Here is a 12,994-nt window from a genome sequence, read left to right on the forward strand (position 1 = left end):
CATGGTGCGTTCGGGAAATGGTGGTCCGATACGACGACGGCATGGTCATTTCGGATCATGCTGCGGTGTTCTCCTGCGGTCCGGTGCGGGTCTCTGTAATCCTCGGCACGGAAGAACGGATACGCCCGCAGTCAAAGTCCCAGCCCACCGGCCTGTCACCGCGCATCGACCGTCGATAGGAAGTGAAACCGGCCATGGAACGTACTGACATCTCCTCCGGCGTCTCGCCTATCGTGCGTCTGGAGCCGGTACACGACCCGGCTGCACGACAGCGCGGAGGTTGAGCATGGCCATTCGATTCAACTCTTCGGAGCGGACGACCCTCGGGGTCGAGTGGGAACTACAACTGGTCGACAGCGCTACGCGACACCTGCGCCAGGAGGCCCAGCAGCTGCTCGGACGCCTTCCCGAACTCAGCCAGGGAAACCACCCCCCGCTCCGTCACGAGTTGATGCAGTGCACGGTCGAAGTGGTGACCGGTATCTGCGAGACCGTCGAAGAGGCCAGGACCGATCTCGCCAGAACCATCGAACGGTTGCAGCAGGCGACCGACCCCAGCGGGATCGGGCTGATCTGCTCGGGGACCCACCCCTTGGACGACTGGCGCGACCAGACGCTCTCCCCCGTACAGCGCTACGGCGAGCTCATCGAGCAGATGCAATGGCTGGCGCGGCGCATCCTCACCTTCGGGGTCCACGTCCACGTGGGAGTGAGCTCCCAGGACCGGGCCATCCCGATCGTGAACGCTCTGGCCAACTACCTCCCGCACTTCCTCGCGCTCACCGCCTCCAGCCCGTTCTGGAGCGGCCACGACACCGGGCTCGCCTCCAGCCGTTCCATCGTCTTCGGGGCGCTTCCCACCGCTGGCCCGCCGCCCCGTCTGCCGCACTGGGGCGCGTTCGAGGAGTACATGGAGACGCTCCTGCGCGCGGGAACGATCGCCAGTATCAAGGAAGTGTGGTGGGACGTCCGTCCGCACCCGGACTTCGGCACGGTGGAGATCAGGATGTTCGACGGCATCCCCACCCTGCGCGAGGTCGGGATGGCGGCGGCGCTCTCCCAGAGCCTCGTGCAGTTGTTTGAACAACAGCTCGACCGCGGTTACAGTCTTCCCAGCCCGCCCACATGGGTCGTGACCGACAACAAGTGGCGGGCCACCCGGTACGGCCTGGATGCACGCGTTATCACTGATGAGCGTGGAAGTACCGCCCCTCTGCGCGACGACCTCTACGAGCTCGTCCGCGAGTTGAAGCCGGTGGCCGCGCGCCTCGGTTGCGCCGCTGAGCTGGACGTCGTGTCCGAGACCTTGAGCAACGGCGCCTCCTATGAGCGCCAGCGGGCCATTATCGAGCAGGGCGGGACGCTCAACGACGTGGTGGACGCCCTTTCGGTCGAGTTCAGGGACGGTGCGCCCGGGGCAGCTCTCGGGCCCCTGCCCGCCGCGGGCGCCGGCGGCGCGCAACCGGAAGCCGACCATGACCGGACAGATCCGTCGAGGAAGAGGGGACCCTCGCATGCAGGGACGTGACCTGCGAGAACAAATGTCGGCTTTTTTGGAGCGTCGGGAGCGTGAGTTCGTCGAGTTCCGGCGCGACCTGCACATGCACCCCGAGTTGGCCTTCGCCGAGCATCGCACGACGCAGCGCCTCATGGAACGTCTGAGCGCAGTCGGCCTGCAACCACGTCAGCTTCCACAGGGAACCGGGCTGGTCTGCGACATCGGTTCGGGGAAGGGGCCGCTCGTCGCGCTGCGCGCCGACATCGACGCCCTGCCGCTCAACGACGAGAAAGACGTGGCCTACCGTTCCACGGTGCCCGGTGCGGCCCACGCGTGCGGCCACGACGTGCACACCACCGTCCTGCTGGCCACCGGTCTGTTCCTGGCCCAGCAGGAGCGTGCCGGCGCGCTTCCGGGCCGGGTCCGGCTGATCTTCCAGCCCGCCGAGGAACTGCCGGGCGGTGCCCGTGAGGTCATCAACGCCGGTGGTATCGACGGTGTGAGCCGTATCTTCGCCCTGCACTGCGATCCGCGGCTGCCGGTGGGCAAGGTGGGACTGCGCCAGGGCCCGATCACCGCTGCGTGCGACCAGCTGCTGGTGCGCCTCTCCGGCCCCGGCGGTCACACCGCCCGACCGCACCTCACCGCCGACCTGGTCTACGCACTGGGCAAGATCGTCACGGAACTGCCCGCTGCGCTGTCGCGCCGGGTGGACCCTCGCTCCGGACTGAGCCTGGTGTGGGGCCGGATCAGTGCCGGCTCGGCCCCCAACGCCATCCCCGACGACGGGGTGGCGGAAGGGACGCTGCGCTGCCTGGACGACGAGGCATGGCACTCCGCCCCTGATCTGATCAAGGAGCTGCTGGACGCGGTTGCCACCTCCTACGGGGTGACCGCCGAACTCGACTACCGGCGCGGGGTGCCGCCGACCATCAACGAGGAGAGCAGCGTGCAGATGCTGCGCGACGCGTGCGTGCAGATCCTCGGTCCGCAGTCGGTCGCGCCCACTCCGCACAGCCTGGGCGGAGAGGACTTCGCCTGGTACCTGGAGACCGTTCCGGGGGCCTACGCGCGCCTGGGAACGCACTGGACCTCTCCGGACGTGCCGATGCTCGACCTGCACCGCGGCACTTTCGACGTGGACGAGCGCGCCATCGGCGTGGGGGTACGGCTGATGGCCGCCACCGCGTTGACGGCGTTGTGGGGCGGCGATTTCCCTACCGCTGACGAAAGCGTGGAGAATTCGGCACTGGCCTGAGCCTTTCCCGGGGGCGGTATCCGGTTGCCGGGCCAAAAGCCGTACGTCCTGCGGCCCCCGGGCCGGTCTGTCGGCTCCGGTGCCTGGTGGGTGGCATCCTGAAGCCCATGAGCCAAACGCTGACCCTGGAGCAGATCCGGCGCGCCCCCAAGGTGCTGTTGCACGACCACCTCGACGGTGGTCTGCGTCCGGAGACGATCATCGAACTCGCCGACGCGATCGGCTACGCCGGCCTGCCCAGTAGCAACGCCACCGAGCTCGGCGCCTGGTTTACCGCCGCTGCCGACTCCGGTTCGCTGGAGCGCTATCTGGAGACCTTCGGCCACACCGTCGCGGTCATGCAGACCCGCGACGCCTTGGAGCGGGTCGCTGCCGAGTGTGCCGAGGACCTCGCCGCAGACGGTGTCGTCTACGCCGAGGTGCGCTATGCCCCTGAACAGCACCTGGAAGCCGGCCTGGAACTGGAAGAGGTCGTCGAGGCCGTTCAAGCCGGCTTCGCGCTGGGCTGCGCACGTGCTGCCGGGCGCGGAGAGTCGATCCGGGTGGGCACGCTGCTCACCGCCATGCGCCACGCCGCGCGGTCCAGCGAGATCGCGGAACTGGCCGTGCGCTACCGCGACGCCGGCGTGGTCGGGTTCGACATCGCCGGGGCCGAGGCGGGGCACCCGCCCACCCGGCACCTGGACGCCTTCGAGTACCTGCGTCGGGAGAACGCCCACTTCACCATTCACGCGGGGGAGGCGTTCGGGCTGCCTTCGATCTGGGAGGCACTGCAATGGTGCGGGGCCGACCGTCTGGGGCACGGTGTGCGCATCGTGGACGACATCCACCACGGCGGTGACGGGCAGCCGAGTCTGGGCCGTCTGGCCTCCTATGTGCGTGACAAGCGTGTTCCGCTGGAGATGTGCCCGAGTTCCAACGTGCAGACGGGGGCCGCTGAGTCCATTCAGTCCCACCCCATCGGACTGCTGCGCCAGCTGCGTTTCCGGGTCACCGTCAACACCGACAACAGGTTGCAGAGCGGTACGACCCTGTCGGCCGAGTTCGCCAAGCTGGTCGAGGCGTTCGACTACGACTGGGACGACCTGGAATGGTTCACCGTCAACGCCATGAAGTCGGCGTTCGTGCCCTTCGATGAGCGTCTGGCGCTCATCAACGGCCGGATCAAGCCCGGGTTCGCGCAGCTGAAGTGGGCCACGCAGTGAAGACCTTCAAGCAGCCGGTGCCCCGGGTGCTGGCCTGGGTCTGGCTGGGTGTCGTCGCGTTCAATCTCGTGGACCTGGCCATGCGCGGACGCACATCGGCGGCGGTCGTCGCCGCGGCGGTGCTCTTGTGTACCGCGGGCGCGGCCTACGTATTGGCGTTGCGGCCCAAGATCGTCACGACTCCGCTGGGGGTGCGCGTCATCAACCCGCTGCGCGAGACCTTCGTTCCGTGGAGTGCGTTCACCTGGGCCGACGTCACCGACGTGTTGCGGGTGCACGCGGGGGGCCAGGTGATCCGCTCCTGGCCGTTGCGGGAGACCAAACGTGCCCACGTGCGCGCGAACCTGCGTTACGCCGAAGACGGATGGGGCGGGGACCAGCAGGACGATCCGCGCGCGATGCGTCCGGTGACGTTGATGGCGTGGGAGTTGCGGGGGGAGGCCGAGCGGAGGAAGGCCCGGCCGTCCGAAGAGGCGGAGGGGGGCGGGGCCGTGGGCACCGAGCCCACGGTCCTGGTATCGCCTGACGCCGTGGTGGCGCTGGCGGTTCCGGTGATCCTGCTGGTCGCAGTGCTGTTCTTCCTCTGACCCGTTGGCCGGACCGGATTTTTTCGGGTTTCCCGGTGATCGACTTGACCCGGGCCGAGAATGAATGGTTAGGTAAGGTATGCCTAAGACAAAGGGTTCGGGGGTTGGCGGAGCGCGGACCGTCGCCCCGGACCTGTTGCCTCAGGTGATGTACGGGTCAACTGAATAGCGGGTGCGCGCCTCACGGGCCGCGAATCGCCACTCGCGGTTGCCTCTGCCGGGCGGGTCGACACGACTCCCGGACGAGCTGCCAACGGCGCGCACACCATGGAAAAGTACGGTTCGGTCCGTTCACGGGTCTGCGGGGACTTCGAGGACCGGGTCGTACGGAAGCACGACAGGCAGCGGTCGCGGTGTCGGCACAGTCATCCCCGGCCTCGGGATGCTGCTCGCCACGCAGTGCCGGTTCGTCGCCCGGTGTATGTCGGACTTCGCCGGTTCCTTTGGGGGAGGGCGCCCGCCCCGAGCGCGGAAGGGGTGTCGCGCCTTCCCCCAGGACTGTTCCACCAGACCCGAACCGTCAAGAGCGCCGCGGGCTGCCGAGGATCGATTCCCCGGCGGCCCGCGGCGCTCTTGACGTCTGGGCCTTCGCGGTCACAGGCGGAGCAGGAACCGGTTCAGCAACTGCCCCATCGGCTGCGCGTAGTACTGCGCGACGGCGAGCAACTGCCCGGTGTCGCGGGGGCCGCTGCCGGAGTAGAGGGCGTCTTCGCCCACCACGGACACGCTCAGTACCTCCGCGCCCATCTCCACCGCCGCGATGGTCTCCAAAACCGTGGCCGATCCGACCAGGTCCGCGCCCGCTGTGCGCAGCAGGCCCAGCTCGGCCGGGGTGCCCGGTTGCGGCCCCCGCACCGCTCCGTAGACGCCCTCGGCCAGGGAGAGGTCGGCCTCGTGAGCCGTGTCGCGCAGCCGTTGCGAATAGGCCCGGGTCAGGTCCACGAAGTCGGGGCCCACCAGCGGTGATGCGGCCATCAGGTTGATGTGGTCGCGTACCAGGATCGGCTGTCCCACCTGGAAGTCGGTGCGCAGCGTGCCCACCGTGTCGGTGAGGACGACGGTCCGTGCGCCGGTGCTGATCCCGGTCCGGACGGCGTGCGCCACTCGCAAGGGGCCGTAACCGTCGTAGAAATTGGTGCGTCCGACGAAGACGAGCACGTGCTTGGCGCCCACCCACACGCTGTGCACCGACTCCGTGGACCCCTCCTGTGCCGGACCGAAACCGACCAGGGAGGCCGGATCGACTTCGGCGTCGGGACTCCCCAGGACCGTGACAGCCTCGGCGAAACCGGGACCGAGGATGACGACCGCGTCGAAGGCGTCGGCGCTCATCCGCTCCAGTAGTTCCTCCGCCGCGGCGGCCGCGTGCTTCTTGGCCTCCGCGGTGCTCGACACAGGGCGACCTTGCGTGGATTCGCTCACATCTCGGACCCTACTCCGCGATGACCGATTCATTTCGGATCGCCACGCAGAGTGATTGTCGTCCTATCGGTCAACCGCTGTGCAGGGGCGAGACCGGAGATCGGCCACGTACTCCGCGTGGGCTCCTGCCTTCTCCGCGCTCTCAGCGATCATGCCGAGGTAGAGGGCCGTGGGCAGGCCGCCCTCGTAGTCGTCGAGCACGTAGACCCAGGCCGTCACCTCGCCCTCCATGAGGGTCACCACCCGGACCTTGATCCTGGTCGAAGTGCCCAGGTCGCTGCGCTCCCGGGCTTCCAGCAAGGGGTCGTCCCACTCGGGCACGTCGTACAGCGCGACGAACACGCTGGCGTCGGCGTCCTCGACGATGGTGGCCAGAGCGCCGCCGTCGGGGCCGCGTCCGCCGAAGGTCAACCGCCAGCCTTCCAGCCAGCCGGTGCTCCACAGCGGTGAGTGCGGCGCGCGCTTGGCCATCTGCTCGGGGTCGAGGTTGCTTCCATATGCGGCGTACAAAGGCACGCGCGTCATGCTACGTGCTGGTGAGGGGACTCGGTGCTGAAACGCCCATATGACATGGAGGAGAATGGGGAGGGCAGTGACCGGCGGGCGAACCGCGCGACGGTCGCCGGCGGCCGTGGCGAACCCGCTGCCGCGAGGCTCAGAACGCGCGATACGAGGAGTGGATCAGACGTGACGAAGGTCGTCATCATCGGAGGCGGACCCGGAGGCTACGAGGCGGCGCTCGTAGCCGCCCAGCTGGGAGCCGACGTGACGGTCGTGGACCGCGACGGCATCGGCGGCGCCTGCGTGCTCACGGACTGCGTGCCGTCCAAGACGCTGATCGCGACCTCGGTGCGCACCACCTACGTCAAGGACTCCGCCAGACTCGGCATCAACGTCGGCAACGAGCCGGAGGACAAGGACCTGGTATCCGTCGATCTCAAGACGATCAACGCCCGCGTCAAGCGGCTCGTCCAGGCCCAGTCCGCCGACACCGCCGCCCGCCTGCGGACGGAGGGCGTCACACTCGTCTCCGGCGAGGCCCGCCTCGTCGACCCGCACATCGTTGCGGTGGGCGACCAGCGGCTGCGCGCCGACGTGGTCCTCATCGCCACCGGTGCCCACCCGCGCGAGCTTTCCACGGCCAAGCCCGATGGCGAGCGCATCCTCACCTGGCGTCAGCTCTACGACCTCGACGAACTGCCTGAACGCCTCATCGTCGTCGGCTCCGGGGTGACCGGTGCGGAGTTCGCCAACGCCTACCAGGCACTGGGCTCCGACGTCACCCTCGTCTCCTCCCGTGACCACGTGCTCCCCACCCATGACACCGACGCGGCCGAGGTCCTGGAGGAGGTGTTCATCCGCCGCGGTATGACGGTGCTGGGCAACTCCCGCGCGGAGTCGGTGACCCGTACCGAGACCGGCGTGCGGGTGAGGCTCGCCGACGGACGCACCGTCGACGGCAGCCACTGCCTGATGACGGTCGGCATGATCCCCAACACCGACGACCTCGGGCTGGAAGAGGCCGGAGTACGCCTGGACAACGGCGGGTTCGTCCAGGTGGACCGGGTTTCACGGACCTCCACCCCCGGCGTGTACGCGGCCGGTGACTGCACCGGGATCAACATGCTCGCCTCCGTGGCCGCCATGCAGGGGCGCATCGCCATGTGGCACGCGCTCGGCGAGGCGGTTTCCCCGCTCAAGCTGTCCAACGTCTCCTCCACGGTGTTCACCCACCCCGAGCTCGCCGCCGTGGGTGTCAGCGAGGCCGACGTCGAAGAGGGACGGGTGGACGCGCGCGTGGTCAACCTGCCGCTGGACACCAACCCGCGCGCCAAGATGCACGGGACCAAGGACGGCTTCGTCAAGCTCATCTGCCGCCAGCACACCGGCATCGTGCTGGGCGGGGTCATCGTCGGCCCCCGCGCCAGTGAGCTGATCCTGGGCGTCTCGCTGGCCGTGCAGCAACGCCTCACCGTGGACGACATCGCGCACACCTTCGCGGTCTACCCCTCCCTGTCGGGCAGCGTCACCGAGGCGGCCCGTTCGCTGATGCGGGCATCCCCCGAGTAGCCGGCACCGCCGACAAGGACGGCCCCGGTCAGTGACCGGGGCCGTCCTTGTGGTGCTGTGTGGTGCGGGTGTGCGCGGAGGGCTAGAAGTCGCCGAATCCGCCGAAGTCGCCACCGCCGCCGAAGTCGCCGAAGTCGCCGCCTCCGAAGTCCCCGCCGCCGACGTCGCCGCCGCCCATGTCACCCTCGTAGCCGCCGCCCATGCCGGCGCCCATCATTCCGCCACCCATCATGGACCCCATCATGGAGCCCATCATCATGCCGGTGAACATACCCATCATCATGTCCGTGCCGAAGTAGCCGCCCGCGTAGGGCGCGTAGGCCGGGCCGGCGTCGTAGTAGGGGCGCCGTTGGCCGTCGACCTCGACCATGCGCACGTCGGGGTGCGCGCCGGAGAGCACGTCGTGGGAGCAGGCCGCGCAGGCCGGAACCGAGCGCGGTGCGCCGCCCATGGGCGCCCACATGACGTCCTGCTCGGACGGTCCGTGCTGGGGGTTGAAGAAGCAGGGCTTGCGGCGGTCGGGCACCTCTTCGCCCTGCATCCGCGCCCGGGTGGCGACCATGTAGTAGCGGCCGTCCTCCAGGGAGTTGGTGACCTCCTGGATTTCCTCGGGGCGCTGGATGGTGTCCAGTTGGGTCTTGGCCCGGTCGTAGGAGTCCATCGCGTGGGTGTAGTCGGTGCGGGTGGCGTCGTCCACCCGGCTGAGGTCGATGTCGAGCTGGGCGATGTCCTCGCCCAGGCGAACGACGTCCTCGGTCGCCATCTGCTTGATCTCCAGCAGCTCCTGGGCGGCCTTGGCCTCGCGCTTCTTCTTGGAGTTGTAGATGAAGAAGCCACCGCCGACCACGGCGAGGGCAAGCAGGCCCAGCAGCACCAGGCCGAAGGTCCCCGACGCCTGTGCGGAGCTGGCCGCGTCGTCGGCACCGCCGGCGACGCCCACCATCCCGTCAACGGGGTTGGCGGTGCGGTTCCACTCGTTGTAGATGGAGCGCTGGTCGCCCTCGGAGATGACGTCGGAGCGCAGCACCTTGCTGCCGCCCGCGGCCAGCGCGTAGGTGCCCTCGCCGACCTCGTCGCGCAGCTCGGAGAGGAACGCCGCCGACGTGGTCTCGGAGGCGAACACGCCGTCCGCCACGATCACGAAGTAGACGGGGGTCTCGGCGCTTTCGGCGGCCGAGGCCATCGCGTCGATCTCCGCCTGCGGGATGTCCTGGGCGCTGGCGTCGTCAACATAGATGTGGCTGCTCTTCAGGGCGCTCGCAACCTCCGAGACGCCCGGGGCCTCGGCCGCGCTCGCCGGCGCGGCGGCCATGAAGACTGTCAGCACTGCGGCGAGCAGTGCGGGTAGTGTCAATCGGCGCAACATGATCGTTCCTCTCGCCTCCCTCACGCCTGTTCGACGAACGGCTGGGGGGTTTGGTTCCCGGATGGTCCAAGCAGCGGCGCGGCCCCAACAGCCTAGACGTGCGCAGAACCGGTCAGGAGCCTTCGCGGAGATCGCCGCGCAGAATGCGTTGCACCAGGTCCGAGCGGAGCGTTCCGTACCCCGTAGCGGCCCAGACACTGCGTTCGGCGGGGACCTCGTAGTAGGGAATTCGTCGCCCCTCGTGCGTGGCGGGCAGGGCCTCGGGCTCACGGTGGGTCTTCAGCGCACCGGCACATTGGACGCAGGCCGGTACCCGCACGCGTTGACGGGACCCCACGGCCCGCCAGGAGGCGGGGGCCGTGGCGCCCTTGTGCAGCGGGTTGAAGAAGCAGTGCGGTGAGGGTGCTGGAGCGGAGCGTCCGGCCCGCGTCGCCTCCAGCGCCTCGGAACTCATGTCCAACAGGACCCGCACCCCGGCCAGGCCGGCCAGGTCGGAGGTCTCGTCCAGCGCCTTGCCCGCTGCCTGACCGGCGTCCAGTGCCTTTTGGAAGGCGGTTCCCGCTTTCTCCGACGCACCCTCCAGGGAGAAGGACGCCAGGCGTTCGCCCTGCTCGGTGACCGCTGACCGCAGTTCCGAGCGCAGTTGCGCGGCCTGGGCGGTGTCGATCGCGGCGAACGTGCTGTGCGGCAGCGGCGGGGGCAGGGCGTTCGTCCGGCGCCGGCGTACCAGGAGCAGCCCCAGTCCGACCACGACCACCAGGAGCGCGCCGCCACCGAGCAGCAGTCCCGTGCCGGACCTCGCCCCCTGGCCGCTCGCGCCGCTGAGCAGGCCGCCGAGACCGGACCCGCCGGTGTCGCGTTCCTCGTAGAGCCGCTCGTACTCCTGCTCACCGGTGCCCGCCGCCGTCAGGTCGACCGCGCGTTCCAACCGGGTGGCCAACGGCGCGTTGTCCATCTCGGGGTCGATGTTCACGGCCAGGGCCGCATAGAGCGCGTGCGAGGATCCGCCGCCGTAGTCCTTGCCGTCCAACCGGGAGTCCGCCCCCATGGCCAGGAAGCGCCCGTCTCCTTCGAGGCGATCGCTCACCACCCCTATGAGCTGCTCTTCGTCACCGTCCCAGGCGTCGCCGCGCACCAGCGGGACCACGATCACGTAGATGGACTCGTCGGAGGACTCGATCTGCTCCACCAGCCCCTCCTGGGCTTCCGCCGACAGCACCGACTCCAGGGAGGGGTCGACGTACACGGGCCGCTGGGAGAGGGCGTCGGCGATGGTGGCGGAGGGGGAAGGGGAGTCCTGGGCGACGGCTGCCGTCGGCCACGACAGCATCGCGGCGGCGGCGAGGGCGGCCAGGCGGATCAGGCGGTGGCCGGCAGCGGGGCGGGGGTCAGACATCGAGCTCCTTCAAGGCGTACCGGGCCAGGTCCGGGACCGTTTCTCCGTAGCGCGTCGTGACCCACACGGTGTCGGTCGCGAAGTGCGGTTTCTTGTCCAGCATCAGTACGCGTGAGGCCAGGTGTCCCTGACGCGCCAGGCAGTGCGCGCAGATCGGTGCGAGTCGCCCCAACCGCGGGATCGGATGCTTGCCGCTGTCCGGCGGAGCCGACCCGTGCAACGGGTTGACCATGCACGCCCCGGGGAGCCGGGGAGGGCAATCGGGGTCGGTCAGGGCGCGGCCGTTGCGTGCCACGACGATGGCGCCCACGAGGTTCTCCGGACTGGCCCCGGGGGTGGTCGCAGTGAGGTTCGCGAAGTCGTAGGCGGTGCGGATCCTCTCGCGGTCGGTGTCGGGACTCGCGGTCTCCACGGCCTTGGCGAGCGCGCGCAGTTCGGTGTGCAGCAGCGCGGTGAGCGTGCGGCGGCTGGGACGCCTGGGTGCCCGGCGCCTGGCCCGCAGGACGGCGGGCAGGTCGAGGTCGCGGGGGTCGGGAGGCCGAAGCGAGATCCCGGCCGTGCGCAGCCCGAGCCGCACGAGGAACGCCAGGAGCAGGGCGGCCCCGTAGAGCAGTGCGCCGACGAGGGGCCCGATGACCAGCAGGCCGCCCCAGAAGTCGCCGGTGGCCAGCGGGTTGGTGGGATTGGCGGAGGCCTCGTCCTCCCGTTCCTCCTGCCGCTGCACCGCACGGGGGAGCTCGTCGCGCACCGGCGCCTCCGGCGCCGTGCGCACCTCCTCCAGGACGGCCACGATTCCCGCCACGTCGTAGGGAGGGCCGTCGGCGGCCGATTTGATGTCGTAGGAGCTCAGGCTCACCCCCAGTACCGCGAGGTCGGTGTAGAAGCCCTGGTACTCGGCGGATCGGCTCCAGGGGACCTCGATGCGCAGGTAGACGCCGTCCTCGTCCATGACGTGGTGGAGGGCGTGCAGGAAGAGGTCGCCGTCGCCCCCGGACTCGTCTTCGGGGCTGCTGCGCACGACCACCGCGTACACCGGGACCGGCTGGTCGTCCAGGGCGGCCCGGATCCGCGCCGTCTCGGCCGCGCTCAGACCGCCGGCGGAGTCGATGTCCACGAACAACGGGTCCTCGCGCAGCGCCGCGGCGATGCGCTCCACCCGTTCGGTGTCGTGAACGTACGGGGGGGTCGGGGAGAATTCGACCGCTCCGGCGGGGACGGCCACGAAGGACAGGGCGAGTACCGCGGCCGCCGTGGCCGCCACCCGCCTCACTTGCGGCCCCGTTTGGCTCGTCTGCGCCGCTGGGACCGGTTGCCCGGTCCGGAAGGGGCGGACGTGACCGGCCGAGACGGGGGAGTCCGCACCTGGCGGGGCGCCGTGGGAGCGGAACCGAGACGGTAGCGGCGGTGGAGCAGCGCCCCGCCGGCGATGGTCGCCAGGCCGCTGATCACGGCGCCGATGAGCAACCCTTGGTTGCGGATCCCCGCGCTGCTCTCCGGGTCGAGCTCGGCGGCCAGCTCGGCGAGGAACCCGTCCCGCTCGTAGCCGTCCCCGGTGTCATCGGCACCGGATCGGTAGAGCTCCTGCCTGCGCTCGTAGCGGGCCTTTGCCTCGGCCGGGCCGGCGGCCAGGTTGTCCACGATGCGCTCCACGACGTCGGGGGCCGGGGTTGCGTAGTCGAAGGAGGGGACCATGGTCGCCTCCATGGTCGCCTCGCGCAGCGGGACCTGCACCCCGTAGGCGAGGGCGTAGTTGGTGGCACCGCTGTGGTCGAGCAGGAGGTAGACGCCGTCTTCGCCGAGGCGGTCGTGCACGGCCGCCAGGAAGCCGTCGTCGAGCATCTCCCCGTAGGAGGTCAGCCGGGGCGCCACGATGACGTACATCGGGAATTCCAGACGTTCGACCTGGGCGGTGATCCTGCTCCGGGAGTCGGAGAGGTCGAGGACGCCGGCGAAGTGGTCGCTGACGTACACGGGGTCCTCGGCCAGCTGCTCGGCCAGGTAGGCCGGGTAGGTCTGCACCGCTTGGGTCTCCTGTGCGGCGACGGGGAGCACCGGAAGCGCCGCGAAAGCCGCGATCGCGGCCAGGGCTGCTGTCACGGCGGCACGAAGCGAGCCGGGGGGTGGGGACATGCCCAGATTGTAGGTGAAAGCCCTGTCCGACCTCCAGAGCAGAGGCGGGGCCGCCCCGCATG

11 protein-coding genes are annotated in these 12,994 nt (G+C 69.6%); 5 read left to right on the forward strand and 6 right to left on the reverse strand.

Features of this window, described 5'->3' with window-relative positions:
• Nucleotides 1-286: 286 nt before the first annotated feature.
• From QSJ59_RS19310 to QSJ59_RS19325, 4 genes are all read left to right on the forward strand, one after another.
• Nucleotides 287-1,528 (forward strand): glutamate--cysteine ligase, encoded by a 1,242-nt coding sequence (locus QSJ59_RS19310; protein WP_285761118.1) that lies wholly within the window; start codon nt 287-289, stop codon nt 1,526-1,528.
• The gene (locus QSJ59_RS19315; protein ID WP_285761119.1) at nt 1,515-2,756 is read left to right on the forward strand and encodes a M20 family metallopeptidase; all 1,242 of its coding nucleotides are present in this window, start codon (nt 1,515-1,517) and stop codon (nt 2,754-2,756) included. Before QSJ59_RS19310 ends, QSJ59_RS19315 begins: the two co-directional genes overlap by 14 nt.
• 107 nt (nt 2,757-2,863) lie before the next feature.
• Nucleotides 2,864-3,961 (forward strand): adenosine deaminase, encoded by a 1,098-nt coding sequence (locus tag QSJ59_RS19320; protein WP_285761120.1) that lies wholly within the window; start codon nt 2,864-2,866, stop codon nt 3,959-3,961.
• Nucleotides 3,958-4,548 (forward strand): PH domain-containing protein, encoded by a 591-nt coding sequence (locus tag QSJ59_RS19325; RefSeq protein WP_285761121.1) that lies wholly within the window; start codon nt 3,958-3,960, stop codon nt 4,546-4,548. The genes QSJ59_RS19320 and QSJ59_RS19325 overlap by 4 nt, the downstream gene beginning before the upstream one ends.
• A gap of 594 nt (nt 4,549-5,142) precedes the next feature.
• Here QSJ59_RS19325 and QSJ59_RS19330 read toward each other — a convergent pair.
• Together QSJ59_RS19330 and QSJ59_RS19335 are read right to left on the reverse strand one after the other, a co-directional pair.
• Entirely contained in the window at nt 5,143-5,943 is an 801-nt protein-coding gene (locus QSJ59_RS19330) for a phosphorylase family protein (protein WP_285761122.1), read from the reverse strand.
• A gap of 90 nt (nt 5,944-6,033) precedes the next feature.
• Nucleotides 6,034-6,495, reverse strand: a complete 462-nt coding sequence (locus QSJ59_RS19335) for a gamma-glutamylcyclotransferase family protein (RefSeq protein WP_432707508.1) — start codon at nt 6,493-6,495, stop codon at nt 6,034-6,036.
• Between the two features lie 162 nt (nt 6,496-6,657).
• On the opposite strand from QSJ59_RS19335, the gene QSJ59_RS19340 reads away from it, so the two are divergent.
• Nucleotides 6,658-8,040: an NAD(P)H-quinone dehydrogenase gene (locus tag QSJ59_RS19340; protein WP_285761124.1), complete on the forward strand. Its 1,383-nt coding sequence runs from the start codon at nt 6,658-6,660 to the stop codon at nt 8,038-8,040.
• Nucleotides 8,041-8,122: 82 nt separating this feature from the next.
• Here the strand turns inward: QSJ59_RS19340 and QSJ59_RS19345 are convergent, their stop codons facing one another.
• From QSJ59_RS19345 to QSJ59_RS19360, 4 genes are all read right to left on the reverse strand, one after another.
• Nucleotides 8,123-9,406, reverse strand: a complete 1,284-nt coding sequence (locus QSJ59_RS19345) for a chemotaxis protein CheA (protein ID WP_285761125.1) — start codon at nt 9,404-9,406, stop codon at nt 8,123-8,125.
• A 112-nt stretch (nt 9,407-9,518) separates the two neighbouring features.
• Nucleotides 9,519-10,802, reverse strand: coding sequence for a hypothetical protein (locus QSJ59_RS19350; protein WP_285761126.1), 1,284 nt, complete (start codon nt 10,800-10,802; stop codon nt 9,519-9,521).
• Nucleotides 10,795-12,063: a hypothetical protein gene (locus tag QSJ59_RS19355; protein ID WP_285761127.1), complete on the reverse strand. Its 1,269-nt coding sequence runs from the start codon at nt 12,061-12,063 to the stop codon at nt 10,795-10,797. Before QSJ59_RS19355 ends, QSJ59_RS19350 begins: the two co-directional genes overlap by 8 nt.
• Nucleotides 12,064-12,068: 5 nt before the next feature.
• Nucleotides 12,069-12,932 (reverse strand): hypothetical protein, encoded by an 864-nt coding sequence (locus QSJ59_RS19360; protein WP_285761128.1) that lies wholly within the window; start codon nt 12,930-12,932, stop codon nt 12,069-12,071.
• Nucleotides 12,933-12,994: the final 62 nt, after the last annotated feature.

It is taken from the genome of Nocardiopsis ansamitocini (assembly GCF_030268225.1).
Taxonomy (GTDB): domain Bacteria; phylum Actinomycetota; class Actinomycetes; order Streptosporangiales; family Streptosporangiaceae; genus Nocardiopsis_D; species Nocardiopsis_D ansamitocini.

Bases quoted from the DNA above. Each gene is read 5' to 3' on its own strand.
- QSJ59_RS19315 (WP_285761119.1), top strand. From the start codon at position 1,515: ATGCAGGGACGTGACCTGCGAGAACAAATGTCGGCTTTTTTGGAGCGT.
- QSJ59_RS19360 (WP_285761128.1), bottom strand. From the start codon at position 12,932: ATGTCCCCACCCCCCGGCTCGCTTCGTGCCGCCGTGACAGCAGCCCTG.
- QSJ59_RS19350 (WP_285761126.1), bottom strand. From the start codon at position 10,802: ATGTCTGACCCCCGCCCCGCTGCCGGCCACCGCCTGATCCGCCTGGCC.
- QSJ59_RS19345 (WP_285761125.1), bottom strand. From the start codon at position 9,406: ATGTTGCGCCGATTGACACTACCCGCACTGCTCGCCGCAGTGCTGACA.
- QSJ59_RS19320 (WP_285761120.1), top strand. From the start codon at position 2,864: ATGAGCCAAACGCTGACCCTGGAGCAGATCCGGCGCGCCCCCAAGGTG.
- QSJ59_RS19310 (WP_285761118.1), top strand. From the start codon at position 287: ATGGCCATTCGATTCAACTCTTCGGAGCGGACGACCCTCGGGGTCGAG.
- QSJ59_RS19335 (WP_432707508.1), bottom strand. From the start codon at position 6,495: ATGACGCGCGTGCCTTTGTACGCCGCATATGGAAGCAACCTCGACCCC.